The organism is Micromonospora sp. NPDC051925 (assembly GCF_044548625.1).
Classification (GTDB): Bacteria; Actinomycetota; Actinomycetes; order Mycobacteriales; family Micromonosporaceae; genus Micromonospora.
In genome coordinates this window covers 152,742-178,791 of the sequence record NZ_JBIUCH010000012.1, presented here as the reverse complement: position 1 = coordinate 178,791, position 26,050 = coordinate 152,742, and the positions used below count along the sequence as shown (strand labels likewise).

The following is a 26,050-nucleotide window of genomic DNA, read 5'->3' as shown; positions in this document are numbered from 1 at the left end:
GGCACCAACGACACGAAGGAACCCCACGGTGAGTGCATTTACGGCGGTCGACGTCATCCGGGCCAAGCGGGACGGGTACGCGCTGAGCGACGGCCAGATCGACTGGGTGGTCGACGCGTACACCAGGGGGCTGGTGGCCGACGAGCAGATGTCGGCGCTGGCCATGGCGATCCTGCTGCGCGGGATGACGGTGCCGGAGATCGCCCGGTGGACCGCCGCGATGATCGCCAGCGGTGAGCGGCTGGACCTCTCGGCGGTGGCCCGCCCCACCGTCGACAAGCACTCCACCGGCGGGGTCGGTGACAAGATCACTCTGCCGCTCACCCCGCTGGTGGCAGCCTGCGGCGGCGCGGTGCCGCAGCTCTCCGGCCGAGGGCTCGGGCACACCGGCGGCACACTCGACAAGCTGGAGTCGATCCCCGGCTGGCGGGCGGCGTTGAGCAACGAGGAGTTCATCGCCCAGCTGCGCGACGTCGGCGCGGTGATCTGCGCGGCCGGCGACGGGCTCGCCCCGGCCGACCGCAAGCTGTACGCGCTGCGCGACGTCACCGGCACCGTGGAGGCGATCCCGCTGATCGCCAGTTCGATCATGAGCAAGAAGATCGCTGAGGGCACCGGCGCGCTGGTCCTCGACGTCAAGGTCGGCTCCGGCGCGTTCATGAAGAACGTGGCCGACGCCCGCGAACTGGCCCGGACCATGGTGGCGCTCGGCGACGCGCACGGCGTGCGGACGGTCGCCCTGCTCACCGACATGTCCACCCCGCTCGGTCTGACCGTGGGCAACGCGGTCGAGGTGACCGAGTCGGTGCAGGTGCTGGCCGGCGGTGGCCCGACCGACGTGGTGGAGCTGACCCTGGCGCTGGCCCGGGAGATGCTCGACGCGGCCGGGCTGCCCGACGCCGACCCGGCCGCCGCATTGCGCGACGGGCGGGCGATGGACGCCTGGCGCGCGATGATCCGCGCCCAGGGGGGTGACCCGGACGCCCCGTTGCCGACCGCCAACGAGGTCGAGGTGGTCCGCGCCGACACCGACGGGTTCGTCGAGTCGGTCGACGCCTATGCGATCGGGGTGGCCGCGTGGCGGCTCGGGGCCGGTCGGGCCCGTAAGGAGGACCCGGTCAGCGCCGCCGCCGGGGTGGTGCTGCACAAGCGCCCCGGCGACCCGGTACGGGCCGGCGATCCACTGTACGAGCTGCGCGCCGACGACGGGGCGCGGCTGCCGGCGGCGCGGGCCGAGGCCGCACGGGCGGTCCGGGTCACGCCCACCGCGCCGTCGACGTCGCCGCTGGTCATCGAGCGGATCGGCTGAACGGCCGAGCCGGTCGTGACTGGTAGACCGTTGGGGGCCGGCCGGCCTGGTGCGGGCCGACACGGAACGCTATTCTCCCTGGCCAGGGGGACCGAACGGCGGCGACGCCGACGTGAGCAGACAGGGAATCCGACCGTGCTGGTAGCCGCCCCCGATCCCCGGGAGGTCCGCGAGGCGAGCCTCGACGAGTTGTCCCGGCTGCGCCTGCCCCTCCCACCGGCCCAGTTTCCCCTGGTGTGGGAGCCGGGCGACGAGATCGAACTGCGGCCCACCGGGGAGATCGAGGCGCGCATCGCGGTGCTGCACCTGATCCTGGCCCGGTGCTTCGGGATGCCGGCGCAGACGGCGATGAGCTGGCTGCTCGAATCCCACCTGGTCGACATGGTCACCCCGCCCGAGTGGCAGTTCGTGATGGGCGGCAAGGGCGACCACCGCTCGTTCGTCCTGCACCACGACGCGCTCTTCTCGCTGGCCTGGGTGCTCGGCCTGAGCAAGCAGCTCGACCCGACCATTCCGGTGGACGAGCAGCTGGTGGAGCGGATGCCGTACCTCGCCGCTGGGGAGACCTTCGGCCAGTGGCGGGCCCGGATCCTGGCCGCCCCGCAGCACCCGGCGGACGCCGCCGCCCTGCTCGACCTGCACTACTGCCTGGACTGGGCGTACCTGGAGGTGGAGAAGTCGGGCCGGCGGCTGCCCGGTCTGGTGGACGCGAACGCGATCGGTCAGCGCCGGTGGGCGTTGGAGTGGGCGGTGATGCTGCGCGGGCCGTACCACGATGAGCCGCCCGGTTGGGAAGAGGTCGACCTCTCCACCTGAGTCAGCGGGGCCGCCAGACGGTGAGTCGTACCGATGCGGTCACGGTGACCGGCGCGGGCAGCGCGTCGATCGCGGCGGCGAGTCGTCCCGGGTCGGTGTGCCAGGCGCTCGGCCCCATCCCGACCAGGGTGGCGACCTCGGCTCGGCCGAGGGTGAGCCGGGCGGTGTGCACGGTGGTCTGCTCCGGCGTGAAGTGCCCGGCGAGGCTGTCGGCGACCCGGTCGGTCTTGGCCGGGTCGACCCGCAGCAGCCCGAGCACGTCGACCAGTTCGGCGAGGTGCGCGTCGGTGGGGGTGACCACCAGCAGCGCCCCGGCCGGATGGAGCACCCGACGGAACTCGACGCCGTTGCGCGGGGCGAAGACGTTGAGCAGCACGGCGGTCGACCGGTCGGCCAGCGGCAGCCGCTGCCAGGTGTCGGCGAGCGCGGCGGCAGCGCGCGGGTGGGCGCGGGCGGCGCGGCGCAGCGCCGGCTTGGCGACGTCCAGGGCCAGGCCGACGGCGTCGGGCAGCGCCGCCAGCACCGCCGCGAGGTGCCAGCCGGTGCCCGCCCCGGCATCCACCACCAGCGGGTACGCCCCGAAGCCCGCCGCCGTCGCCCCGCTCGCCGTCGGCGGGCCCGCGTCCCCGGTCGCCGTTGCCAGCCAGGTCGCTGCCGTCTCGGCCAGGGCGGACGAGATGACGTCGTAGTGCCCGGCGGCCAGGAAGTCGGCTCGGGCGGCGACCATCTCGGCGGTGTCTCCGACGTGTGGGGCGCGGCCGGTGAGCAGGTTGACGTACCCCTGGCGGGCCAGGTCGAAGCTGTGCCGGCGGGGGCAGCGCAGCGCGCGGATGTCGGTGGCGGCGGCCAGCGGCTCGGCGCAGACCGGGCACCGCAACCGGGCGACGATCCACGGGTGCGTCGCGTCGACGGGCCGCGTCAAGGCGGTGGGTCGTGTCGTGTCGACGGGCTGCGCCGTGTAGACGGGCTGCTCGGACGGGTACGGCGCGCTCACCCGCAGCAGCCTACGGCGCAGGGCCGGCGTGACCGTCGACATGTGCCGAAGTTCCGTGACCGCGGCGGGTCCCGCCGGCCTGATCGGCGGTCGTCGGGGCGCGTGACTAGGGTCGGGGGATGGTCGCAATCCGATACGAGGACATCGTCAAGGTCCCGAAGGCGCTGCTGCACGATCACCTCGACGGCGGCCTGCGGCCGGCGACGGTCGTCGAGTTGGCCGCCGAGGTGGGGCACGAACTGCCCAGCACCGAGCCCGAGGCGCTCGGCCGGTGGTTCGCTCAGGCGGCGCACTCCGGTTCGCTGGAGCGGTACCTGGAGACGTTCGTGCACACCGTCGCCGTCATGCAGACCGCCCCGGCGCTGCGTCGGGTGGCCCGCGAGTGCGCGCTCGACCTGGCCGCCGACGGCGTGGTGTACGCCGAGGTCCGGTTCGCCCCCGAGCAGCACCTGGAGCAGAACCTCACGCTGGACGAGGTGGTCGAGGCGGTCGTCGCCGGCTTCGTCGAGGGCAGCGCGGAGGCCGCCGCGGCGGGGACGCCGATCCGGGTCGGCACCCTGCTCACCGCGATGCGGCATGCCGCCCGGTCGCAGGAGATCGCCGAGCTGGCCGTCCGGCATCGGGATGCCGGGGTGGTGGGCTTCGACATCGCCGGCGCCGAGGCGGGTTTCCCGCCCACCCGGCACCTGGATGCCTTCGAGTACCTGCAGCGGGAGAACTTCCACTTCACCATTCACGCCGGTGAGGCGTTCGGGTTGCCGTCGATCTGGCAGGCCATCCAGTGGTGCGGGGCGGACCGGCTCGGCCACGGGGTACGGATCGTGGACGACATCACCCCCGGTCCGGAGCCGAAGCTCGGCCGGCTGGCGGCGTACGTCCGGGACAAGCGGATTCCGCTGGAGCTGTGCCCGTCGTCGAACGTGCAGACCGGGGCGGTGACGTCGATCGCCGACCACCCGATCGGGCTGCTGCGGGATCTGCGGTTCCGGGTCACGGTGAACACCGACAACCGATTGATGAGCGGCACCTCGATGTCACGCGAGATGGCGCTGCTGGTGGAGAACTTCGGCTACGGCTGGAAGGAACTCCAGTGGTTCACCGTCAACGCGATGAAGAGCGCCTTCATCCCGTTCGACGAGCGGTTGACCATCATCGACGAGGTGATCAAGCCGGCGTACGCGAAACTGATCGGCTGACTCACCGGTCCGGGTGGCCGGCGACCAGGTCGGCCACCCGGCGCAGGATCTCCCGGGCGTGGGCCGCCTCGGCACCGAGTCCGGTCTGTCGACGCAGCACCGCCGGTTCGGCGCGCAGCAGCGCCACCCCGCGCCGGATCAGCACCCTCGGTGCCTTGCGCTGCTCGGACAGGTCCCGGGCCAGCCGGCGGACGAAGGTCGCCCCGCGCGGCCGACGCAGCGCGTAGGCCCCGGCGAGCAGTCCGCGTCGGCGGCACTCCTCGACGATCTCGGCGGCGAAAATCCCTTCGGCGATGAAGAGTGGCGATCCGTCGACCTCGAATGGCCGGGTGGCCACGCGTCGATCCGCGCCGATCGCATAGACCGGTACCTCGGCCCTGCCCTGCCGGGCCAGCCGGGCAATTGTTTCCACGGCTGTTCCCGCATCCCACGACTCGGGCGCGTCCCAGTCGACCAGTCCGTTCTGTCGCGGCAACGTAGGGTCATCGCCGTTCTTGTAGAAGTCGTCCAGGCAGAGCACGGGAAGGCCGGTTCGTTGGGCTATGTACGACTTTCCGGACCCGGACGGGCCGGCGAGAAGGACGACGCGGTGGCGATATTCCATTACTTTCAGTGACTCCGGCCAGACAGATTGCGATCAAATTGCATCAACATCTCATCACACCTCCGGTGACCGACAACCTGGGCTTTCTCTTTCAGGGGAGGCGTGATGGAATCTCGGAGGTCCGACCCGCCGGGTCGGTTGCTGGGCGTTGCCCGTGGCAACGCGGAGACGCTGTAATCGCGAGGGCGGTGACGTGAGCAAACGGCCAACGACGGCGGGCTCCTTCCTGTCGCGTCTGCGTCGGCCGGCCGGCCGGCTCCGCGACATGCCGATCTGGTCCAAGCTCGGCCTGATCATGATCGTGCCGACCATCGCCACGGTCGTCGTGGGCACCAGCGGACTGGTGGACCACCTACAGACGCTCAACAACGCCAATCGGGCCGGTGACCTGGCCAACCTGGTGGGTTACTCCGGCGACCTGGTCAACACCCTCCAGGACGAGCGCACCAACGCCGTCCTGCTGCTCGGATCGCCCAAGGGGCAGGCCCGCGCGCAGTACCAGGAGGCGTACAACCGGGTCGGCCAGCGGGTCGACCGGTCCAAGGTGCCCTACTCGCAGCAGCGCGGCGAGATCGAGGATCTGCCGTCGACTCTGGAGACGCAGCTCGACCGGATCGACAGCGACCTGACGGAGATGCCCGGCATCCGGAGTCAGGTCTCCAACGGCAAGCTCCGCCTCAGCGAGGCGGTCAGCCGGTACACCGGTCTGATCAACAACCTGATCACCATCCGTGACTCGGCGACCCAGCTCGCCGGCGACAACGACCTCAGCGACCAGATGCGGGCCGCCGCCGCGATGGCCCGAGCCAAGGAGTACGCCTCCGTCCGCCGGATCGCGGTGCACCAGGTGCTGCTCCAGAAGGCGTACACCCCGGCCCTGCGCGAGCTGTACATCTCCAGCAACACCGGTGAGCAGCAGGCCCTGCAGAGTTTCCAGGCGGTGGCCAACCGCACCGAACGCGAGTTCCAGGACCAGACCGTCTCCGGCTCGGACCGACGACAGGCGGACATCTACGCCGGTCAGGTCAGCGCGCTGAACAGCGACAGGTTGGACGGTCTGACCTTCAGCACCGACCAGTGGGACGCGGCCATGGTCGCGTACGCCCAGCTCAACCGGACCGTGGAGGTACGGCTCGACGGCGACGTCGTCGCCAAGGCGGACGAGCTGCGCTCCGACGTCCAGCGTCAGGTCTTCCTGGAGACCGGTCTGCTGCTCAGCATGCTGCTGTTGGCGATCCTCTTCGCCTACCTGGTCGCCCGGTCGATGGCTCGATCCCTGCGTGACCTGCGCCAGGGTGCCCTGTCGATCGCCCAGTTCGGCCTGCCGCAGGCGGTGGCCCGGCTACGTGACCCGCAGTTCACCGGCCAGCAGTCCCCGGCCCAGCTGGCGAACCAGATCGCCGAGCCGCTGCCGGTCCGCAGCAGGGACGAGTTCGGCCAGGTGACCGAGGCGTTCAACGCCGTCCACCTGGAGGCCGTCCGTACCGCTGCCGAGCAGGCCGCGCTCCGCTCCTCGGTCGCGACGATGTTCGTCAACCTCGCCCGCCGGTCGCAGATCCTGGTCGACCGGCTGATCGGCCACCTCGACCGGCTGGAGCGTGGCGAGGAAGATCCGGACCGCCTGGCCGAGTTGTTCCAGCTCGACCACCTGGCCACCCGGATGCGCCGCAACGACGAGAACCTGCTGGTCCTCGCCGGTGCCGACTCCACCCGGGTGCAGCGCGAGCCGGCCGCCCTGATCGACGTGCTGCGCGCCGCACAGTCGGAGGTCGAGCACTACACCCGGATCGAGTTCGGGGTCATCGACCGGGACATCGAGGTCTCCGCGCACGCGGTCAACGACATGGTCCACCTGGTCGCCGAGCTGTTCGACAACGCGACGGCGTTCTCCCCGCCGGACTCCCAGGTGATGGTCGAGGCCCGCCGGGTCGGCGACCGCGCGTCGCTCTACGTCGAGGACCGCGGCATCGGCATCAGTGCCGAGCAGCTTGCCGACCTCAACGAGCGGCTCGCCACCCCGCCCCAGGTGGACGTGGCCGTCTCCCGGATGATGGGCCTGGTCGTGGTCGCCCGGTTGGCGTCCCGGCACGGCGTCAAGGTCGAGCTGCGCCCCGGCACCGACCGGGGCACCGTGGCCGAGGTCGTCCTGCCCACCTCGGTGCTGGTGCCCCGCGCCCTCACCGGCCGGGCCCCGGGCACCCCCGGCCTGCCGCACTCCGGCTCGCAGTTCGGTGGCCCCGGCGCGGCCCCGGCCTTCGGCGGCCCGGGTTCGGCCCCGGCCCTGGGCGGTGCCGGTTCGGCCCCTGCCTTCGGCGGCCCCGGTGGCACCCCGGCTTTCGGCGCGCTTCCCGCCCTCGGCAACGGCAAGCCACCGGCCACCCGCCAGGGCGAGTCCGGCAACCAGGTCACCTTCGGTGGTCGGCCCTTCGACCCGGCTCCGCGCAACGGTTCCGACGCTCCCGCCAACGGCGGGCGTGGAATGCCCGCCTGGTCGGACCTCACCGGCGCCAGCGGGACCAACGGCGGCGACAGCTTCACCCCGCGTCCCACGAACGGTCAGTCGATCGACCCGCTGCCCCAGCGGCGCAGTAGCGACGACCCGGACAGCACCGGTCAGCAGCCGGTCATCCCGCGCCAGCTGCCGAGCAGCCCCGAGGCCCGGCCGTACAGCTCCCCGCCGGTGCCGCCGGTATCGGCGCCACCGCTGCCGCACTACCCGGCCGCTCCGGTCTCCGGCCAGCCCGTCTCCGGCTACCCGGTCTCCGGCCAGCCTGCCTCGGGTTACCCGGTGTCCGGTCAGCCCGTCTCCGGCTACCCGGTGTCCGGTCAGCCTGCCTCGGGCTACCCGGTGTCGGCCTCCCCATACGCCGGCCAGCCGGGCTCGGTCGTGCCGGTCTCCGGGTCGCCCAGCGTTCCGCCGGCCCTGCCGACCTCGGGAGGGGGCGCACCGGGTGCCGCCGCACCGCCGGCCTGGCCGCCGGTGGCCAATCCCGAGCGGGACGCGACCACCCCGCCGGTCCCCGAGCGGCTCGCCGCCGCGCTGGACATGACCACCGAGCTGCCCCGGTTGCCGCGTGCCGAGGCCGCGGCGCCGGCACCTCGACAGTCCGTGACGCCGCCGCTGCGGGCCGGGCAGGCGTCGTCGGCGAACCACCGGCCGTCGACCCCACAGCAGGCCCCCCAGCAGCGGTACGCGGACGAGACGATGGAGCTGCCGATCTTCCGGGAGCTCGAGTCGGCCTGGTTCCGTACCCGCAAGCCGGGCCCCGAGGAGGCGGCCGGCGCCAAGCAACCGGTGGCCAACGGCTCCGTGACCTCGCAGTCCACCGTTGACATCGCCGGTCACACCGTCCAGTACCCCGCACCAGGGACGACAGGTGGCGCACCGATGGCAGACACTGCACCGGCCGGGGGCATGCCGCGCGACAACGGGCCGACAGCGGACGGGAGTCTCCCCGGCCGTGGCGACGGCCCGGCGACCCGTCGCCCCGCTCCACAGTCCACCGCGTGGCAGACTGCTGCTGACGGTGGTTGGCGGGCGGCGGCAGCCGCGACCGAGGCGCCGGTGGCGGGAACCACCCAGACCGGCCTGCCGAAGCGGACGCCAATGGCGCAGCTCGTGCCGGGGGCGATCGAGAAGCCGACCACGTCGGTGCAGCGGCGTACGCCGGAGGCGGTGCGGGGTCTGCTCTCGGCCTACCATCGAGGTGTGCAACGCGGCCGGACCACTTCGGACAACCCCACCAACCCGGACGCGACTCCGGGCGGGCAGCAATCCTCGCCGTCTGGCTTCGGCCCGGCGGGCGGGAGCGGGCAGAAGGAGCAAGAAGGATGACAACTACGCAGGATCTTGGTTGGCTGCTGGCCAACTTCGCCGACCGGGTGCCGGGTGTCGCGCACGCGGTCGCCGTATCCGCCGACGGCCTGCTCCTCGCTTCGTCGCGCGACCTGCCCCGGGACCGGGCCGACCAGTTGGCCGCGATCGCGTCCGGTCTGGTAAGCCTGACCCAGGGCGCGGCCCGCTGCTTCGAGGGCGGTGCGGTGCTGCAGACCGTCGTCGAGATGGACAACGGCTTCCTGTTCCTGATGTCCATCTCGGACGGGTCGTCGTTCGCCGTGCTGGCCGCCCGTAGCTGTGACGTGGGCCAGGTCGGCTACGAGATGGCGTTGCTCGTCGACCGGGTGGGTGACGCGCTCACCCCGCAGCCGCGTACGGCTGTCGGAATGATGGGCTGACCGGGCTGACCACTTGGTCGGCACGGGACGACAACAACGACGGGTTCCACCGGGTGAGAGCCGGTGCCGGGTGCGGAGGAGGTGAGCGGCGACATGGTCGATCGTGACGAACCGACAGGTGCGTTGGTCCGTCCATACGCCGTGACCCGTGGTCGTACCCGTCCCCGGCTCGACATCGCCCTGGAGGCGCTCGTCGAGACGACGGTGCGCGGTCGCGCTGCTGCCGGTGGCAACGGCGGTCAGGGCCGGGAGCACCAGTACATCGCCGCGCTGTGTGACGGACGCGTGCAGTCGCTGGCCGAGATCGCGGCCCGGATGCAGCTCCCGCTCGGCGTGGCCCGGGTGCTCATCGCCGACATGGCGACGGACGGCCTGGTCGCGGTCCACGAGCCGACCATCCTGGACGACTCGGACGACGCGGTGGGCACTGAACTGCTGGAGAGGGTGCTGAGTGGACTTCGCAGGCTCTGACATGTCGCAGCGACCGCCTGCCCCGAACGGGCGCGTGACGTCGGCGAAGATCGTTATCGCCGGTGGGTTCGGCGTCGGCAAGACAACGCTGGTCGGTTCGGTCTCGGAGATCACGCCGCTGACCACCGAGGCCATCATGACCTCCGCCGGCGTGGGCGTCGACGACACCCGGCAGGTGCCGGGCAAGACGACAACCACGGTGGCGATGGACTTCGGCCGTATCTCGATCGACCGGGATCTGATCCTGTACCTGTTCGGTACGCCCGGTCAGACGCGGTTCTGGTTCATGTGGGACGAACTGGTCCGGGGTGCGATCGGTGCCGTGGTCCTGGTCGACACCCGCCGGTTGGCCGACTGCTTCGCGGCGATCGACTTCTTCGAGCACCGGCGGCTGCCGTACCTGGTGGCCATCAACTGCTTCGACGGGATGCAGTACCACGACCCGCAGGACGTCCGGGACGCGCTGGCGATCTCGACCGACGTGCCGGTGGTCGCCTGCGACGCCCGTAACCGGGAGTCGACCAAGCACGTGCTGATCTCGCTGGTCGAGTACGTGCTGACCATGCGTCGTTCGCGCGCGGTCGCCCCGGCCTGACCGACTCCGACGCGCCCGGTGGCGGCTCCGGCCGTGACCGGGCGCGTCCGCGCGTCAGCCCTCAGCCCGTCGACCACCTGCGTGCCCCGTGCGACGACGCGCCTAGCCCTGCGTGCCCGTGCGACGACGCGCCCAGCTCAGCTCCGTGCGGGCCCGGGAGTTGGGCGTGGCGGCGTCCTGGTCGACGCTTGAGAGGGAGCTGCCGGGTTGCCGCGGTGCCGCCCAGACAGGCTGGACGCACCGCGTGGGCCCGGCAGGCCGTCAGGTTCTCAGGACCGGTAGCCGGCAGAGCGGAACTCGTACTCCCGGTCGTCGTCCCGCTCGGTCGGATCCCGGGTGAAGTCCCAGCCACCGGCCGCCTCGCGTCCCGGCCGACCGCCGACCGCGAAGCCGCCGATCTCCTGCCCGCGACGCCAACCACGGAAGTAACCGGTGGTGTTCTCGGCGAGGCTCGCCGCGTCCCGGACGATCCGCAACGGACGCTCCTCGCGCAGCGGGGAACCGGGAACCAGGTTGGCCTGGGGAACCCGCTTGGGCAGCCCGGCCGAGGTCTCCGCGCCGACCGCCGGACTGGCCACCTTCTCGGCAGCCTGCCAACCGGTGTCAGCGGTGGACGACCACTCCAGGTCGGTCTCGTCGCTGTGCCCGACGAACCACGCCGACTTGGCCTGGGCAAAGATCAGCAGGTCACCGTCGCCCTCGTCGGAGACCGGCGGCGGCCGGTGCTCCATCGGCGCGGGACGGCGTTCGACCGGCTCAGGTCGACGTTCCAGACTCGCTCGCTCGCTGCGCGCCGACCGCTCGACCCGCTCGGGGCGGTCGAGGCGTTCGGGCCGCTCAAGCCTTTCGGGGCGGTCGAGGCGCTCCGGCCGTTCGGGGCGGTCGAGGCGCTCCGGCCGGTCGAGGCGCGTGGGACGTTCGGCCCGGGTGGGACGGTCCAGATGTTCCCCCCGGTCGGGGCGCTCTGCCCGGTCGAGGCGTTCCGGACGGTCGCTTCGGGTGGGCCGCCCGGGACGGCCGGCTTCCTCCCGGTCCACCAACCGCAGCGGCGGAGTGTCCAGGTGGGGGTCGGCGGAGGGGCCCGTCCCGTCCCGCAACGCCCGGTCGGCCAGCGGCGGCGGCTCCACCAGCCGCAACATCGGCGGCTCCTGGGGCAGGTCGTCGGCGAGCCAGGGCGGGGTGACCCGGCGTCCGGTACCCGGGTCGGCGGGGGTGTCAGCCGATCGGCCGGCCCGCTCACCGTACGCCGGCACCACCGGGTTGTCGGCGGAGCTGTCGGATGGGTCTTCGGGGTTGTTGACCAGCGGCCAGTTCGCCCGCGAACCCGGCGGGGCGGTGGGCTCCGGCTCGGGGCGGGGGACCGGCACCGGGACGTTCAGGTCGGTCGCGCTGAATCCACCGGTGGGCGTCGAGAGCGCGCCGGTGGTCTTCGGCCGGGGCGGGATCACGGTGCGCTGCCGCTCGGCACGGGCGTTGTTGATCGCGGCGGTGGTCAGCGTCGGCCGGAACGGCTCACCGGCCTCGGCGGGTGGCACGTTGCCGCGCTGCGCCGGGGCGATCGGAGTGATTCCCGGAGGCGGCGGCGGTGGGGCCGAGACGGGCCGGTTCGTCGGTGCGTCCACCCCGCGCCGGATCGGCGGGATCATCGTCGTCGGTGCGTCCGATCCATGCCGGACCGGCGGCATCCCGGAGTCGGTACGCGTGGGCGGCGCCGAGGTCGGCAGGCCGGACGCGGCAGCCGGGGTCACCGGCTGGGGGGCCACCGGTGGTGGGGTGATCGGGGCGGGGGCCACCGGCGGCGGGCCGAGCGGTCGGGGTGCGGCCGGCATCGCGCCGCCGGGGACCGGCTCGGGACGGCTACGGCGGCCGGTCGGGACCGGCGGTGCCGGTTCGGCTGGCCGGACCGGCCGCAGGCCAGGGCCGGTGCCGCTGAGGCCGGTCAGCTCGCCGACCTGCTCACCCCGGCGGGCGGCGGCCCGGCGGCCGGGCAGCGGACTCGGGGCGCTGACCCGGGTGCTGAGCGCGTTCACCAGGGCCTCGCAGCCGGCGTCACAGGCGCGTACCGCGGCGACCGACTGCCGGACGGTCTCGGCGACGGCGGAGGTGAGCGCCCGGTTGACGGTGGCCCGGCGGGGAGTCTCGGAGATGGCCACCCGCAACGCGGTGACCGCCGCCTCGATCTCCCCGGCCTCGGCCACCCCGTCAGTGGCGAGGTGCGCGACAACCGCCTCGGCCGCCACCGACATGTTGCGGCCCCGCGCCGACGTGCCGGCGAGCATGTTCGGCTCGGGCAGCGCGTCGAGGACGGCCAACGCCACCGGCTCGGCCGGGTCCGGGTACGCCCGCAGGGCGGCCGGGTAGAGCTCGCGGAGGACCTCGCGTAGCGCCACGGCGGCGGAGTGTCGACCGCTGGACAGGGCGGCGTGTGCGGCGAGGACCTGCTTGAAGCCGGCCAGATCCCGGGAGGCCGGCAGGGTGACCGCGGAGAGCGCGCCGGCTTGGAGGGCGCGGGCCAGGCCCACCGCCCGCCGCTCGTCCGGCGCGGACTGCATCTCCTCCAGGGAGTCGTCGTCGGCGAACCGTTCGGCGAAGTCGTCGACCGAGTCGTCGTCGGCGATCGCCAGTGGACGGCCGGCGGCGCTCAGCAGTGAGGTGACCGCGTGGTCGTCGCTGTCGGCTGCGATCGCCACGCCACTCGGCCCGCCCGACCGCTCCACGAGCAGCGTGACCAACTGGGCGTAGCCCGCCGCGTCGTCGCTGATCTCGAAGACATGAAGCAGACGGCCTGCGTCGTCGACCACGGCGGACGTCAGCGTCGAACTGGCCGAGGCCGGTCGGTCGGCCGGATCTGCCGAGGCCAGACCGCAGTACACGCGCACGAGCGCCACAGCGTCGTCCTCCTCCCGGGACACAGGTCTATTCTCTGCCAGCCAATGATGCTCCCCGCTCGGAGTCAGTCGCGCCAGTCCACGACGGCAGAGATCTTGCCGACAATGGTGCGCCAACCCAAGCTTGCGGTCTGGGCACCGATTTTCTTCAGCCGCCTACGGCCGAGAAAACCACCGACTCCGCCGTTGACAGAAGCGCGCAGGGCCTCGTCGAGGTCGTCCAGGCTGGAGCCTGCCGAGAGCATGTCCAGCACGGCTGGCAGCCGCAGCGCGTACGACAGGTCACGGGCCACCTCGCCGGCCTCGATCAGGAGGGTGGGATCCCACGTGTCGTGCCCGCCGCGGAGGTTCTCCACGACCAGGTCGAGCTCGTAGGTGTCCTCGTCACGAGGGGCGATGTCGGCCGCCTCCACCCGTTCGGCCAGTTCATTCCAACCGTCCAGCTGGGCAAGGTCGTTGGGCGCGCCGGACCGGATGAAGCTGACCAGCGACTCGGGCGTCTTGAACAGCAGCAGCCGGCCCTTGTGGCTCAGGAAGACCGGCACCTCCTCGTCGCCGTCCTCGTCCTCGTCGGCATCAGCGTCGTCGGTGTCGGCGTCGGCGTCGGCGTCCGCGTCGTCGGTGTCGGCATCGGCGGTGTCGGTGCTGTCCTTGCGGTCGGCACGCTTGCCGTCGGCCTCGTCCTTCCGGTCGGCCTCGTCCTCGTCCTCGGCCGAGAGGGCGGCGAACTCCTCGTCAAGGATCACCACCTCCTCGTCGTCCTCGGTCTCGACGACCTGACGGCGGGCCAGGAAGGGGTCGTCCTCGTCGCGCTCGGCGACGTCCGTCGGGGTCAGCTCGCGCGCCGCCCGGTACGCCCGGAGCGTGAAACCGGTGCCGGCGGGCAGGGCGATCTCGACCGGGTCGATGCTCAGCTCGTCCCAGAGCGAGCGGTCGGCCGTGCCGGGCTCCACGTCGGGCCCGGTCGGCCCGTCGGTGTCGCCGAGCTCGGGTTCGTCGGCGTCGGGCCGTTGGGGCGACTGGCGGGCCACGCTGACCTCCGTGTGCGTCGGGTTGCCCACTCGGCGACGCTGCGGCTGCCGAGTGACTCTGGGCACATACCCTAATGGGCGTCCCGGCATCGGCTGACCCCGCACCCCGCAGGCGGTCGGAATCCGTGCTCCGCTGGCGGTCCGGGTGGCGGACAAGTAGCGTAACTACGTATGAAGGCTCAGGCGCTGCACGGCCACCTCGACGCCCTGCTCCTGGCCGTGCTCGAGCAGGGCGAACTGCACGGCTACGCCGTCATCGAGGCGCTGCGCGCCCGCAGCGACGGCCGGCTCGATCTGCCGACCGGCACCATCTATCCGGCGTTGCGTCGGCTGGAGCGGGCCGGTCACGTGGCCAGCTCCTGGAGCACGGTCAACGGCCGGGAGCGGCGTACGTACCGGCTCACCGACTCCGGCCGGGCGGCCCTGACCGGCGAGCGGACCGGTTGGCGCGAGTTCAGTGCCACCGTCGGGCGTTTCCTCGATCAATCGGGCCCGCCCTCCGCGCCGGCCTGATCCACCAGGATCGTCTCCATTCCACCGACCCGACACGCCGGCAGACCGCACGCCCAACCGTAGACGATCATGAGCCGGTCGGTCTCGCGCCGGTCCGTCAGCGGGCGGCGACCAGCCAGGAGCGGGTGGCCCGCAGGAGTGAGAAGTGGGCGGCGCCGGCCAGCACCGCACCGACGATCATCGGCGGCCAGGTCAGGGCGGCGTCCCACAGCTCGACCGACCAGGCGAAGAGCGCCACTCCGGCGACCGCGCCGAGGACCAGGGTGCCGGCCAGCCCCAGCCCGAGCAGCCGACCCACCGACGGGACGGAACCTCCCCGGCGGGCCGCCCAGCGCCCGAACAGCAGGGCAGCCAGCGCCAGCCCCGCCACAGTCAGCCAGATCCCGTTCATCGACCCGGCGAGCAGCTGATAGCCGGCCGGTGGGGGCGGCCCGCCGCTCCAGCTCGACCCCTGCCAGGTCAGGTCGCCGCCGACGGTCAACACCACGGCGATCACCAACGCCCGTCGGGACAGCCCGCGCAGCGCCCCGCCGGCCAACTCCGCCTGGTACGCCGGGGCCAGCTCGGCCGGGGCACCGAAGTCGGCCACCGCCCGCCGCTCGGCCTCCCGCACGGGTAGCCCGCCGTCCCGGTACGCCTCGGCGGCGTCGTCCAACGCGTCCCGTACCTCGCGGATCAGGTCGGTCTTCAGCCGCGCCGGGCCGTGCAGCCGGGACGCCAGATCCCGCAGCCGCTCGTCGATCTCTACCCCGTCGCAGGCGCGCATGGCACCACCCTGCCACGTCGGGGGCACCCGCGCGTCGGGGAGATTCCCGGAACCCGGACTCGGGCCGCGCCGACCGGGCCGCGCCGACCGGGCCGCGCCGACCGGGCCGCGCCGACCGGGCCGCGCCGACCCGGTCGCGGGATGCGACTCGGGCCCGTGGCCCCGATCCGGCCCGAATCGCCAGACGGGATACCCGTCGGCTCAGGTCGCCGTGGGAGACCACCGGGCAGCCTCGGGGCATCAGGGGGAGACCACCGGGCGGCTCAGGGTGCCAGGGGAGACCGCCGGGTGGCTCCGGGCGCGAGGGGAGACGGCCGGGCGCTCAGGGTGCCAGGGCCAGATATCCGCGCTCGGCGGCCTCCTGGAGCAGCCACTGGTCCCGGTACCAGCCGGGAGCGGCTACCAGGTCGGCGTGCCGTCCGCGCTGGACCACCCGGCCGGCGTCCAGCACCACGACCTCGTCCAGGCCGGCCAGGCCGCTGAGCCGGTGGCTGATCAGCAGCACCGAGTGCCCGACGGGGGTGGCCGCCAACGCCCCGGCGAGCACCGCGTCGGCGGCGGCCGGGTCGAGACCCTCGGTCGGTTCGTCCAGCACCAGCACGCCGGGGGCGGCGAGCAGCGCCCGAGCCAGCGCGAGTCGCTGCCGCTGCCCACCGGACAACTGGCCGCCCTCCTCGCCGACCAGGGTGTCCCAACCGTCCGGCTGGTCGTGCACCCAGTCCAGCAGGCCGGCGGCGCGGGTCGCGTCGGCCAGTTCCGTCTCGTCCGCGTGCGGCCGGCCGAGCAGCAGGTTCTCCCGTACCGAGGCATGGAAGACGTACGCCTCGGCGAGTAGCCCGCCGATCGCCCGGGGCAGTTCCTCGGGCGGGTACGCCGACACGTCCCGGCCAGCCAGGGTGACCCGACCGGCAGTTGGTCGTACCGCTCCGGTCAGCACGGCGGCCAGGGTGCTCTTGCCGGCACCGCTCGGCCCGACGACGGCGATCCGACGTCCGGCGGGCAGGTCGAGGTCGACCCCGGCCAGGGCGGGCGCGGCACCCTCCCGGTACCGGACGACGACCCCGTCGAACCGCACGTCGTGCGCCGCCACCGCGGTCACCGGGGCACCCGCCGCAGGCCGCACGAGGTCGCTCCCGGCCGCAGGGCTCTCGGACCCTGCGGCGGTGGTGGGCTCCGCGGTGGCCGGCATGTCGAGCAGGGCGGCGACCCGGGCCAGGCCGGCGCGGAGTTGGGTCCGTTGCCGCGCCGCGCCGACCAGCGCCAGCGCGATCTCCACCGCGGCGAGGGTGCCGACGGCGAGCACGCCCACCAGCACCCCGGCCACGTCGGCGCGGAGCGCGGCGAGCACCACCCCGGCGGCGGTCAGCCCGGCCACCAGCACCCCGGCCGCGTCCACCGCGAAACCGGTCGCGGCGAGCCGGCGTTCCAGCCGGGCCAGCCGGTCGGCCCGGCGGGTCGCGGCCCGCAACGCCTGGCCGGTGGCCCCGAAGGCGGCCAGGTCGGCGGCACCGTGGATGAGGTCGACCGCGTCGGTGGCGAGCGCCCCGCGCAGCGGCGCCACCTCGTCGGCGGCGCGTCGGGTCAGCGCGGTGGCCAGCACCGGCAGCGCCACCCCGGCGACCAGCAGCCCGACCGCGAGCACCCCGGCCGAGGGCAGCGAGATCAGCGCGGCCCCACCGACGGCCAGCACCCCGACCAGCGCCGCCGCCGCCCCCGGTACGAGCACCCGCAACAGCAGGTCCTGGACCGCCTCGACGTCGGAGACCAGCCGGCTCAGGGCGTCGCCGGTGCGCTGGCCGGCCGGGCCGGGCCGGGCGGCGAGGGTGGCGAAGACCCGGGCGCGGACGTCGGTGATCATGCGGAGCACGGCGTCGTGGCCGGCGAGTCGTTCGGTGTAGCGCAGCACGCCCCGGCTGATGGCCAGCGCCCGGACGGCGACGATGGCGACGGTGAGCCGGTCCAGCGGTGGCTGGCCAGCGGCGCTCATCAGCAGCCAGGTGGCGGTGGCCATCAGGGCCAGTCCGGCGAACTCGGTGGCCGAGGCGAGCAGCCCGGCCCCGACCAGCCGGCCCAGGTACGGCCGGGCGAGCCGCAACACCGCCCGCTCGGGAGAGACTGGTCCGGCGTTCATCGGCTGGCCTCCCCGGCCGGTGTCGGGGTCAGCTCGGTCACCCGGCCGGCGGCGACGTGCAGCACCCGGTCGGCGTCCGCCAGCAGCGCCGGCCGGTGGGCCACCAGCAGGGCGGTACGACCGGCCACCAGCCGCCGGGTGGCGTCCAGGACGATCGTCTCGCTCGCCGTGTCCAGCCGGGCGGTCGGCTCGTCGAGCAGCACCAGTGGGGCGTCCCGGAGGAATGCGCGGGCTAGGGCGACCCGCTGCCGTTGCCCGCTGGACAGCCCGTGGCCGCGCTCGCCGAGCAGGGTGCCCAGCCCGTCGGGCAGGGCCGTCACGACCTCGTCCAGCGCGGCGTCGGTGACCGCGCCGGCCAGGGCGGCGTCCGGGGTGTCGGGCGTGCCGAGCCGGATGTTGTCGGCCAGCGTGGCGGCGAACAGGTGGGCGCGCTGCGGCACCCAGGCGATCTGCCGACGCCAGTCGTCGAGGTCGACGTCGGCCAGGTCGACCCCGGCCACGGTGACCCGGCCGGCGGTCGGCGTGACGAAGCCGAGCAGCAGGCCGAGCAGGGTGCTCTTGCCGGCGCCGCTCGGCCCGACGACGGCGATCCGTTCGCCGGGTCGGACGGTGAGTGTGACGTCCCGCAGGGCGGTGGTCCGCTCGTACTCGACGGTGACGTGGGAGAACCGGATCTCGCCGGCACCGGACGGGGTCGGTGCGCGCGTGCCGGCCGACGCCGCGCCGGTCGACCCGACGGTGGCCGAACCGGCTGGCACGCCGACGGCTGGCACGCCGGCGGCTGGCACGCCGGCGGGCGCGGCGGAGACGGTCAGCGCCTCGTCCAGCGCGGTGAGCCCCTCCATGCTGGCGTGGAACCGGCTGCCGGCGGCCCGCAGTGGCAGGTACGCCTCCGGGGTGAGCAGCAGCACCAGGAGCGCGGTGGCGAGGGTGATGCCGCCGTCCAGCAACCGGATGCCGACCGGCACCGCGACCAGCGCCACCGACAGGGTGGCGACCAGCTCCAGCACCAGCGCGGAGAGGAAGGCGATCCGCAGGGTCTTCATGGTGGCGACCCGGTGCCCGTCGGCCATCCGGCGGACCACCTCGGTCTGTGCCCGCGCCCGCCCGAACGCGCGCAGGGTGGGCAGCCCGGCGACCATGTCGAGGAAGTGCCCGCCGAGCATCGACAGCCGCCGCCACTGCCGTTCGGTGGCGGCCTGGGCCTGCCAGCCGAGCAACGCGCCGAAGACCGGGATCAGCGGGATGGTCAGCACGATGATCAGCGCCGAACTCCAGTCGGCGAAGACCAGCCGGGCCAGCACGGCCGCCGGCACGGTGACGCTGAGCACGAGCTGGGGAAGGTAGCCGGTGAAGTAGGCGTCCAGCGCGTCGAGGCCGCGCCCGGTGAGGGTGGCGAGCTGACCGGCCCGCTGACCGGCGACCCAGCCGGGCCCGTGCCGGCCGACGGCGGTGAGCAGGTCGGCGCGGAGCGTCGCCTTCACGATGGCGGCGGCCCGCGCCGCCACGGTGCCCTGCCCCCAGGAGACCAGGGCCCGCGCGCCGACGGCGACGACGAAGCCGGCCAGCGCGACGGTGTCCAACCGGCCGTGGATGCCGGTGGCCAGCACCGTGGCCAGTGCGGTGGCCTGCGCGACGACCAGCAGCGCGGTGAGCCCGCCGAGGACCGCGAGCACGGCGAGGTCGCGCCGGGCCGCGGGGACCCGGCGCAGCAGACGCGGGTCGAAGGGACGGCGGTTCACCAGTACACCGGTGCCCTGCCGTCGGTCCGTCCCCGGAACACCCACCAGCACATTGCCTGGAAGCCTAGTAGGGCCGGCAGGAGCGGCAGCGCCAGCCAGCCCAGTAGCCGCAGCGTCGGGCCGCTGGCCGCCGCGTCGGCGACGTCCAGGGTGGCCGCCGGGTCGACCGTGGAGACCAGCACGGCCGGCCAGAGCGCCGCGCCGACCAGGGCCACCGGCAGCGCGAGCGCCGCGCCGGTGGCGGCGAGAGCCACCCCGGGCCGGCCCCTCCCGAGCGCCGCGCGGGCCGCCAGCAGCGCCCCGACCAGCACCACCACCAGCAGTACGGCGGGTAGCGGCTGGCGGGTCGCCGCGCGTACCCGGTCGGAGAGCAGGCCCAACGCGGTGGCGGTGGTGACCGCGGCGAGCGCCCCGACGACCAGCCGGCGGGCCAGGCGGCCGGTCGTCGGGGCGTCGGCGGCCGGCAGTCGCAGGGTGAGGAAGGTCGCACCGTGCGCCGCGACCAGGGCGATCATCGCGAGGCCGGTGGCGGCGACGAACGGGGTCGCCAGGTGGGTCAGCCCGGCGACGTGGCCGTCAGCGACTCGATCGCCAGCGGGGCCCCGAAGACGTTGCCGACGTAGCGCGACAGGCCGCTCCAGTTCAGCCCGAACTGGAACTCCATCACGATGCCGCTGGCGATGCCGAGCACGTAGTTGATCACGTAGAGCTGGCCCCAGAACCGGGTCAGCCGTTTCCACTTCGGGTTCCCGGTGAGCAGCCATGTCGTCTGCATGCCGACCAGCAGGGTGACCAGGCCGAGGGTGACCGCCACGAAGAGGAAGTGGATCGAGGTGGTGGTGGCGAACTGTAGGCGCGCGAGGAGCAGGGTGTCCATGACCGCTCTCCAGGGGTGGGCTCGCTTGGGGTAGCAAGCCTACACATAGCTAGCCTACCTATTGATGCCCGGTTTCCCGGAGGTGGTGCGAACCGGTGTCGCCGCCGCCCGTCGGGGTGGCGGCTCCAGGTGGACGCCGTAGGGCGGGCGGTGCGTTGCTGCGGGGCCGGTCAGCTCAGGAAGAGGGAGATCGGCAGGGCGGCCAGGGTGGTCGTCACCGCCAGCGCGGCGGCTCCCAGCAACCGGGGCGGCCGGTCGGCCACCAGCAGCCGCTGCACCCGGACGTCGAGGTCGCGGTCGCCCACGCCGAGCGTGCCGGCCGGGGTGACCCGGTCGCCGCAGGCGGCGAAGCGCCGCAACGCGCCCGCCAGCGGCGCCTCGGCGTGCAGTGCGCGGGCCTTGTCGTCGGCCCGCATCTCGACCAGCAGGGCCACCCGCTCGTGCGCGGCGCGGACCCACCCGAACCACGGCAGCGCCCGGCACAACGCGGTGAACGGCAGCAGCACCAGGTCGTGCCGCTCCCGGGCGTGCGCCCGCTCGTGGGTGAGCACCGCCGCCAACTCGGCCCGGTCCAGCAGGCTGAGGGTGCCGGCGCTGACCACCACCCGGGGCCGCACCCCGGGCAGGCAGTACGCGGCGGCGCTGGGGTGGTCGAGCACCAGCGCGCCGGGGATCGTCGGATCCCGTCGGGCCACCAGGGTGAGCAGGTCCCGGTGCCGACGCTGGGCCCGGACGGCGGAGTACACGCTGCGCACCGTCGTGGCGAGCAGCACCGCGCCGATGCCGAAGCCGACCCCCACCAGCCCCAGGTGGACGGCGTCCACCCCGGCCGGGAGGGTGCCGTGGCCGAGGTCGTCGGCGAGCGCCAGCAGCGCGCCGCCGGTCGGCCGGTCGTACGCGGTCAGCCCGAGCGCCATCGGCAGGCCCATCGCGGACAGGCCGAGGGCCAGTCCGACCGCCTGCCAGCAGACGATCGCGACCCGGGGGGCCCGCCACGTCCAGGTGGAGCCGGCCAGGACCTGCGCGGTCAGCCAGCAGGCCAGGATCGACGCGGCGAAGTGCACGGCGTACGCCACGGTGGTCGCCCTACCGGTCCGTCGCCTCGTCGGCGAACCTGGCCCGGCCGGCCCTCGGGCCCTCGGCCCGGTCGGTCAGCCCGGCCTCGGCGCCGAGCGCCGCCCGCAGCACGTCGGCCTCGGTGCCGGTCACCGAGCGGGCGAAGCGCACCAGCGCGGCGTCCCGGCTGCCGCCGAGGTCGAGGGCGTCGAGCATGAGCTGGGCGATGTGCGCCTCACGGCTGGCGGCGGCCCGGTAACGCCAGGCCCGCCCCTCCCGCTCCCGCTGCACCATGCCCTTGCCGGCGAGCCGGTCCAACACCGTCATCACCGTCGTGTACGCCAGTTCGCGCCCGTCCAGCGCCTCGGCGACCTCGCGCACGGTCATTCCGTCCGACGTGCCCGGGACCCCGTCCCACAGCACGTCCATCACCGCCCGCTCAAGATCGCCCAACCGAGTCACCCGCCAATCCTACCCCCCGTAGTAGAACCCCTCCCAGGGCGGGACACTGGAGAACAACCCCCACGCGAACCCGGCCGAGCTCAGGGTTTCTGGGGCAGCCCGCCCACGCAGGGATCAAGCCTGACCGCCCGGAGTGGGCGGGCTGCCCCGGAAACCCCCGGCCGGGACCACCGACTCACACCCCCTTGGGGTGCCAGACCGTCTTGGTCTCCAGCAGAGGCGTCATCCGGCCGAGCCCCGGATCGCCCGTCCAGTCGTGGTCGGCCGGGGTGGGCCGGAGCACCCGCTTCAGGTTCTCCGCCGCCCTGGCCTCCAGATCGGTGGCGAGGTCGGTGCCGGTCACCCCGCTCAGGTCGATCGCGTTGACGTCCAGGTGCGCGGCGAGCGTCGGCGCGGTCTCGGTGATCGCGCCGGTGAGGATGTTGACCACCCCGCCGGGCAGGTCGGAGGTGGCCAGCACCTCGGCCAGGGTCACCGCCGCCAGCGGCGCGGACGGGGAGGACGCCACCACCACCGTGTTGCCGGTGACGATGGCCGGGGCGATCACGCTGACCAGGCCGAGCAGCGCCGGGGAGTCGGGGGCCACCACGGCCACCACCCCGGTCGGCTCCGGCGCGGACAGGTTGAAGTAGGGCCCGGCGACCGGGTTCGCGCCGCCGTACACCTGGGCGAGCTTGTCGGCCCAGCCGGCGTACCAGACCCAGCGGTCGATCGCCGCGTCCACCTCGTCGCCGGGGACGCCGAGCGCCACGAACTGCTCGCGGCGGCCCTCCAGCATCTCGGCCACCCGGTAGAGGATCTGACCCCGGTTGTACGCGGTCGCCCCGGCCCACCCCTTGACGGCGGCGCGGGCGGCGACGACGGCGTCCCGCGCGTCCTTCCGCGAAGCAAGGGACACGTTCACTGCCTCGCCGCTGCCGCTTTGCACGAGATACGACCGTCCCGACTCGCTGCGCGGGAACTTCCCGCCGATGAAGAGCTTGTACGTCTTGCGTACCGCGACCCGCTCAGACATTGAGGTAGCCCTCCAGCCCGTGCCGGCCGCCCTCGCGACCGTAGCCCGACTCCTTGTAGCCGCCGAACGGCGAGGTCGGGTCGAACTTGTTGAACGTGTTGGCCCAGACCACTCCGGCGCGTAGCCGGTCGGCCGTCCACAGGATGCGGGAGCCCTTGTCGGTCCAGATCCCGGCGGACAGCCCGTACGGCGTGTTGTTGGCCTTCTCCACGGCCTCGGCCGGGGTGCGGAAGGTCAGCACGGACAGCACCGGGCCGAAGATCTCCTCGCGGGCGACCCGGTGGGCCTGGGTGACCCCGGTGAAGATGGTCGGCGCGAACCAGAACCCCCGGTCGGGCAGCTCGCACGGCGGCGACCAGCGCTCGGCGCCCTCGGCCGCCCCGGCGTCGGACAGCTCCCGGATGCGGGCCAGCTGGGCGGCCGAGTTGATCGCCCCGACGTCGGTGTTCTTGTCCAGCGGATCGCCGACCCGCAGCCGGGCCATCCGCCGCTTGAGCGAGTCGAGGACCTGTTCGGCGACGTTCTCCTGGACCAGCAGCCGGGAGCCGGCGCAGCAGACGTGGCCCTGGTTGAAGAAGATGCCGTTGACGATGCCCTCGACCGCCTGGTCGATCGGCGCGTCGTCGTAGACGATGTTGGCGGCCTTGCCGCCCAACTCCAGGGTGACCTTCTTGCCGGTGCCGGCCACGGACCGGGCGATGGCCCGGCCGACCTCGGTGGAGCCGGTGAAGGCGACCTTGTCCACGCCGGGGTGCTCGACCAGCGCCCGGCCGGTGTCACCGGCGCCGGTGACGATGTTGACCACGCCGGCCGGCAGGTCGGCCTGCTGGCAGATCTCGGCGAACAGCAGCGCGGTCAGCGGGGTGGTCTCGGCGGGCTTGAGCACCACCGTGTTGCCGGCGGCGAGCGCCGGGGCGACCTTCCAGGCCAGCATGAGCAGCGGGAAGTTCCACGGGATGACCTGGGCGGCCACCCCGAGCGGCTGCGGGTCGGCCCCGAACCCCGCGTGCGGGAGCTTGTCGGCCCAGCCCGCGTAGTAGAAGAAGTGCGCGGCGACCAGCGGCAGGTCGACGTCCCGGGACTCCCGGATCGGCTTGCCGTTGTCCAGCGACTCCAGCACGGCCAGCTCGCGGGAGCGTTCCTGGACGAGCCGGGCGATCCGGTACAGGTACTTGGCCCGGTCCCGGCCCGGCATCGGACCCCAGACCTTCTGGTACGCCTTCCGGGCGGCCCGGACCGCGCGGTCGACGTCCTGCGCGCCGGCCCAGGTGACCTCGGCGAGCACCTCCTCGGTGGCCGGGTTGACCGTCTTGTCGAGATTCTCGCCGTCGACGAACTCGCCGTCGACGAACTCGCCGTCGACGAACAGACCGTAGGACGACCTGATGTCGACGATCGCGCGCGATTCTGGCGCAGGGGCGTATTCGAACATCATGCTCAGTCCAGGGTGAAGTAGTCGGGACCGGAGTAGGTGCCGGTCGTCAGCTTGGTGCGCTGCATGAGCAGGTCGTTGAGCAGGCTGGACGCGCCGAACCGGAACCAGTCCGGGTCCAGCCAGTCGCCGCCGACGGTCTCGTTGACCAGCACCAGGTACTTGATCGCGTCCTTGGTGTTCTTGATCCCGCCGGCCGGCTTCACGCCGACCTGGCGCCCGGTGGCGGCGCGGAAGTCGCGCACCGCCTCCAGCATCACCAGGGTCACCGGCAGGGTGGCGGCGACCGGGACCTTGCCGGTGGAGGTCTTGATGAAGTCCCCGCCGGCCAGCATGGCCAGCCAGGAGGCCCGCCGGACGTTGTCGTAGGTGGCCAGCTCGCCGGTCTCCAGGATCACCTTCAGGTGGGCGTCCCCGCACGCTTCCTTGGTGGCCACGATCTCGTCGTAGACCTCGGCGTAGCGCCCGGCCAGGAAAGCGCCCCGGTTGATCACCATGTCGATCTCGTCGGCACCGGCGGCGACGGCCGCCCGGGTGTCCGCCAGCTTGACCGCAAGCGGCGCCTGCCCGGACGGGAAGGCGGTCGCCACGCTGGCCAGGTGCACGATGCCGGCACCGGCGGGCGCACCCCGCTCCGGTCCGCCGGATGGCCGCCCGGCCCCGCGCAGCACCTCGGCCACGTACGGCACCATCGCCGGGTAGACGCAGACCGCGCCGACGTGCGGGCAGGTCGGGTCGGCCGGGTCCGGGCGCAGCGCCTTGGCGGCCAGAGCCCGGACCTTGCCCGGGGTGTCGGCCCCTTCGAGGGTGGTCAGGTCGACCATCCGGATGGCCAGGTCGATGGCCTGGGCCTTGGCGGTGGTCTTGATCGATCGGGTGCCGAGCTGGGCCACCCGCTGCTCCGCGCCGACCTGGTCCACGCCCGGCAGGCCGTGTAGGAAGGTCCGCAACGCGGTCTCGGATCGTCCCAGTTCGGTGAGGTCCGACCGGGCCGACGTCGTTGTCGCCGTCATGCCCCGAATACTACGCAGCCGCGAGTCGGGTGATCTTGATCACAATGACCGGGGTCGACCTGGTCGACGTGGTCCGGCCGCCCCTACGGCACCGTCGCGCGGTGAGCGAGGTCGCCGGTCGCCCCGCACCCGTACGGCCGGCGGGCATGGACCGGTAGGTTGAGCGATCGTGGACGTACACGTCATTGACCACCCGCTCGCCCAGTCGCGGCTGACCGCCATGCGGGACGCCCGGACCGACTCGTCGTCGTTCCGGGCCGCGCTGCACGAACTCACCACCATGCTGGTGTACGAGGCCGCGCGCACCTTCCCCGTCGAGAAGTACCCGGTGCAGACCCCGGTCACCGCGGCCGAGGGCACCCGGTTGGCGAACCCGCCGCTGCTGGTCCCGGTGCTGCGGGCCGGCCTCGGGATGGCCGACGCGGCGCTCGGGCTGCTGCCCGAGTCGTCGATGGGTTTCGTCGGCCTGGCCCGCGACGAGGACACGTACGAGCCACGCGCGTACATGGAATCGCTGCCCCGCGACCTGGCCGGCCTGCCGGTGCTGGTGCTCGACCCGATGCTGGCCACCGGCGGTTCGCTGGAGCACTGCTGCCGGCTGCTCGCGGACCGGGGCTGCACCGACATCACCGTGCTCTGCGTGCTGGCCGCGCCGGTCGGCATCGCCCGGCTGGAGCGGTCCGGCCTGCCGCTGCGCCTGGTCACCGCCTCGATCGACCGGGAGCTGAACGACAACATGTTCATCGTGCCGGGCCTCGGCGACGCCGGTGACCGCCAGTTCGGCGGCATGCCCCGCTTCTGACCTGCGAGAGAATGCGGTCGACCGTCGGAGGCGCGGCGGGGGTTCCCGCCCACCGGGCGAGTTGGGGCGCGCGGGATGCGCTCAGGCGCTACCGTCTCGGG

Annotated in this window: 23 protein-coding genes; 9 read left to right on the top strand and 14 right to left on the bottom strand. The window is 73.5% G+C overall.

What is annotated here, in order from left to right; all coding sequences use genetic code 11:
• Positions 1–28 precede the first annotated feature (28 nt).
• The gene (locus ACIG87_RS18365) at positions 29–1,309 is read left to right on the top strand and encodes a thymidine phosphorylase (protein WP_396851731.1); all 1,281 of its coding nucleotides are present in this window, start codon (positions 29–31) and stop codon (positions 1,307–1,309) included.
• 135 nt (positions 1,310–1,444) lie between these two features.
• Positions 1,445–2,125, top strand: coding sequence for a DUF4272 domain-containing protein (locus ACIG87_RS18360; RefSeq protein ID WP_396851729.1), 681 nt, complete (start codon positions 1,445–1,447; stop codon positions 2,123–2,125).
• A 1-nt stretch (position 2,126) separates the two neighbouring features.
• On the opposite strand, the gene ACIG87_RS18355 is transcribed toward ACIG87_RS18360, so the two are convergent.
• On the bottom strand, positions 2,127–3,161 hold the full coding sequence (locus tag ACIG87_RS18355) for a putative RNA methyltransferase (protein ID WP_396851727.1): 1,035 nt from the start codon (positions 3,159–3,161) through the stop codon (positions 2,127–2,129).
• Between the two features lie 77 nt (positions 3,162–3,238).
• On the opposite strand from ACIG87_RS18355, the gene ACIG87_RS18350 reads away from it, so the two are divergent.
• Positions 3,239–4,315 (top strand): adenosine deaminase, encoded by a 1,077-nt coding sequence (locus tag ACIG87_RS18350; protein ID WP_396851725.1) that lies wholly within the window; start codon positions 3,239–3,241, stop codon positions 4,313–4,315.
• Between the two features lies 1 nt (position 4,316).
• On the opposite strand, the gene ACIG87_RS18345 is transcribed toward ACIG87_RS18350, so the two are convergent.
• The gene (locus ACIG87_RS18345; protein WP_396851724.1) at positions 4,317–4,835 is read right to left on the bottom strand and encodes an ATP-binding protein; all 519 of its coding nucleotides are present in this window, start codon (positions 4,833–4,835) and stop codon (positions 4,317–4,319) included.
• Between the two features lie 277 nt (positions 4,836–5,112).
• On the opposite strand from ACIG87_RS18345, the gene ACIG87_RS18340 reads away from it, so the two are divergent.
• From ACIG87_RS18340 to ACIG87_RS18325, 4 genes are all read left to right on the top strand, one after another.
• Positions 5,113–8,754 (top strand): nitrate- and nitrite sensing domain-containing protein, encoded by a 3,642-nt coding sequence (locus ACIG87_RS18340; protein WP_396851722.1) that lies wholly within the window; start codon positions 5,113–5,115, stop codon positions 8,752–8,754.
• Complete coding sequence (locus tag ACIG87_RS18335; protein ID WP_013283992.1) at positions 8,751–9,155, top strand: roadblock/LC7 domain-containing protein; 405 nt, start codon at positions 8,751–8,753, stop codon at positions 9,153–9,155. The genes ACIG87_RS18340 and ACIG87_RS18335 overlap by 4 nt, the downstream gene beginning before the upstream one ends.
• Before the next feature lie 93 nt (positions 9,156–9,248).
• Entirely contained in the window at positions 9,249–9,626 is a 378-nt protein-coding gene (locus ACIG87_RS18330) for a DUF742 domain-containing protein (RefSeq protein ID WP_088643989.1), read from the top strand.
• A gap of 1 nt (position 9,627) precedes the next feature.
• Positions 9,628–10,221, top strand: a complete 594-nt coding sequence (locus tag ACIG87_RS18325; protein ID WP_088643912.1) for an ATP/GTP-binding protein — start codon at positions 9,628–9,630, stop codon at positions 10,219–10,221.
• Between the two features lie 269 nt (positions 10,222–10,490).
• Here the strand turns inward: ACIG87_RS18325 and ACIG87_RS18320 are convergent, their stop codons facing one another.
• On the bottom strand, positions 10,491–13,133 hold the full coding sequence (locus ACIG87_RS18320; protein WP_396851721.1) for a transposase: 2,643 nt from the start codon (positions 13,131–13,133) through the stop codon (positions 10,491–10,493).
• Between the two features lie 41 nt (positions 13,134–13,174).
• On the bottom strand, positions 13,175–14,170 hold the full coding sequence (locus ACIG87_RS18315; RefSeq protein WP_396851720.1) for a DNA primase: 996 nt from the start codon (positions 14,168–14,170) through the stop codon (positions 13,175–13,177).
• A gap of 141 nt (positions 14,171–14,311) precedes the next feature.
• On the opposite strand from ACIG87_RS18315, the gene ACIG87_RS18310 reads away from it, so the two are divergent.
• On the top strand, positions 14,312–14,653 hold the full coding sequence (locus ACIG87_RS18310; RefSeq protein ID WP_396851719.1) for a PadR family transcriptional regulator: 342 nt from the start codon (positions 14,312–14,314) through the stop codon (positions 14,651–14,653).
• A gap of 97 nt (positions 14,654–14,750) precedes the next feature.
• Here the strand turns inward: ACIG87_RS18310 and ACIG87_RS18305 are convergent, their stop codons facing one another.
• The 10 genes from ACIG87_RS18305 to deoC form a co-directional block, all read right to left on the bottom strand.
• Positions 14,751–15,419, bottom strand: a complete 669-nt coding sequence (locus tag ACIG87_RS18305; RefSeq protein ID WP_396851717.1) for a permease prefix domain 1-containing protein — start codon at positions 15,417–15,419, stop codon at positions 14,751–14,753.
• Between the two features lie 322 nt (positions 15,420–15,741).
• The gene (cydC, locus tag ACIG87_RS18300) at positions 15,742–17,550 is read right to left on the bottom strand and encodes a thiol reductant ABC exporter subunit CydC (RefSeq protein WP_396851716.1); all 1,809 of its coding nucleotides are present in this window, start codon (positions 17,548–17,550) and stop codon (positions 15,742–15,744) included.
• Positions 17,547–19,292, bottom strand: coding sequence for a thiol reductant ABC exporter subunit CydD (cydD, locus tag ACIG87_RS18295; RefSeq protein ID WP_396851715.1), 1,746 nt, complete (start codon positions 19,290–19,292; stop codon positions 17,547–17,549). The genes cydC and cydD overlap by 4 nt, the downstream gene beginning before the upstream one ends.
• Entirely contained in the window at positions 19,289–19,807 is a 519-nt protein-coding gene (locus tag ACIG87_RS18290; RefSeq protein WP_396851714.1) for a cytochrome d ubiquinol oxidase subunit II, read from the bottom strand. Before ACIG87_RS18290 ends, cydD begins: the two co-directional genes overlap by 4 nt.
• A 41-nt stretch (positions 19,808–19,848) precedes the next feature.
• Positions 19,849–20,169: a cytochrome ubiquinol oxidase subunit I gene (locus tag ACIG87_RS18285; protein WP_396851713.1), complete on the bottom strand. Its 321-nt coding sequence runs from the start codon at positions 20,167–20,169 to the stop codon at positions 19,849–19,851.
• Between the two features lie 170 nt (positions 20,170–20,339).
• A complete protein-coding gene (locus tag ACIG87_RS18280) occupies positions 20,340–21,245 on the bottom strand; it encodes a M56 family metallopeptidase (protein ID WP_396851712.1) in 906 nt (301 codons plus the stop codon).
• A 10-nt stretch (positions 21,246–21,255) separates the two neighbouring features.
• The gene (locus ACIG87_RS18275; protein WP_396851710.1) at positions 21,256–21,687 is read right to left on the bottom strand and encodes a BlaI/MecI/CopY family transcriptional regulator; all 432 of its coding nucleotides are present in this window, start codon (positions 21,685–21,687) and stop codon (positions 21,256–21,258) included.
• A 175-nt stretch (positions 21,688–21,862) separates the two neighbouring features.
• Complete coding sequence (locus ACIG87_RS18270) at positions 21,863–22,702, bottom strand: aldehyde dehydrogenase family protein (protein ID WP_396851709.1); 840 nt, start codon at positions 22,700–22,702, stop codon at positions 21,863–21,865.
• Positions 22,695–24,134 (bottom strand): aldehyde dehydrogenase family protein, encoded by a 1,440-nt coding sequence (locus ACIG87_RS18265; RefSeq protein ID WP_396851831.1) that lies wholly within the window; start codon positions 24,132–24,134, stop codon positions 22,695–22,697. Before ACIG87_RS18265 ends, ACIG87_RS18270 begins: the two co-directional genes overlap by 8 nt.
• Positions 24,135–24,139: 5 nt before the next feature.
• Positions 24,140–25,147, bottom strand: coding sequence for a deoxyribose-phosphate aldolase (deoC, locus tag ACIG87_RS18260; RefSeq protein ID WP_396851707.1), 1,008 nt, complete (start codon positions 25,145–25,147; stop codon positions 24,140–24,142).
• A gap of 169 nt (positions 25,148–25,316) precedes the next feature.
• On the opposite strand from deoC, the gene upp reads away from it, so the two are divergent.
• Complete coding sequence (gene upp / locus ACIG87_RS18255) at positions 25,317–25,949, top strand: uracil phosphoribosyltransferase (RefSeq protein WP_396851705.1); 633 nt, start codon at positions 25,317–25,319, stop codon at positions 25,947–25,949.
• The last annotated feature ends 101 nt before the right edge of the window (positions 25,950–26,050 follow it).

What these genes read in the sequence shown, in the direction of transcription:
- ACIG87_RS18355 (WP_396851727.1), bottom strand. Translation starts at nt 3,161, where the DNA reads ATGTCGACGGTCACGCCGGCCCTGCGCCGTAGGCTGCTGCGGGTGAGC.
- ACIG87_RS18350 (WP_396851725.1), top strand. Translation starts at nt 3,239, where the DNA reads ATGGTCGCAATCCGATACGAGGACATCGTCAAGGTCCCGAAGGCGCTG.
- ACIG87_RS18335 (WP_013283992.1), top strand. Translation starts at nt 8,751, where the DNA reads ATGACAACTACGCAGGATCTTGGTTGGCTGCTGGCCAACTTCGCCGAC.
- ACIG87_RS18330 (WP_088643989.1), top strand. Translation starts at nt 9,249, where the DNA reads ATGGTCGATCGTGACGAACCGACAGGTGCGTTGGTCCGTCCATACGCC.
- ACIG87_RS18325 (WP_088643912.1), top strand. Translation starts at nt 9,628, where the DNA reads ATGTCGCAGCGACCGCCTGCCCCGAACGGGCGCGTGACGTCGGCGAAG.
- ACIG87_RS18310 (WP_396851719.1), top strand. Translation starts at nt 14,312, where the DNA reads ATGAAGGCTCAGGCGCTGCACGGCCACCTCGACGCCCTGCTCCTGGCC.
- ACIG87_RS18305 (WP_396851717.1), bottom strand. Translation starts at nt 15,419, where the DNA reads ATGCGCGCCTGCGACGGGGTAGAGATCGACGAGCGGCTGCGGGATCTG.
- cydC (WP_396851716.1), bottom strand. Translation starts at nt 17,550, where the DNA reads ATGAACGCCGGACCAGTCTCTCCCGAGCGGGCGGTGTTGCGGCTCGCC.
- ACIG87_RS18290 (WP_396851714.1), bottom strand. Translation starts at nt 19,807, where the DNA reads ATGATCGCCCTGGTCGCGGCGCACGGTGCGACCTTCCTCACCCTGCGA.
- ACIG87_RS18285 (WP_396851713.1), bottom strand. Translation starts at nt 20,169, where the DNA reads ATGGACACCCTGCTCCTCGCGCGCCTACAGTTCGCCACCACCACCTCG.
- ACIG87_RS18270 (WP_396851709.1), bottom strand. Translation starts at nt 22,702, where the DNA reads ATGTCTGAGCGGGTCGCGGTACGCAAGACGTACAAGCTCTTCATCGGC.
- ACIG87_RS18265 (WP_396851831.1), bottom strand. Translation starts at nt 24,134, where the DNA reads ATGTTCGAATACGCCCCTGCGCCAGAATCGCGCGCGATCGTCGACATC.
- deoC (WP_396851707.1), bottom strand. Translation starts at nt 25,147, where the DNA reads ATGACGGCGACAACGACGTCGGCCCGGTCGGACCTCACCGAACTGGGA.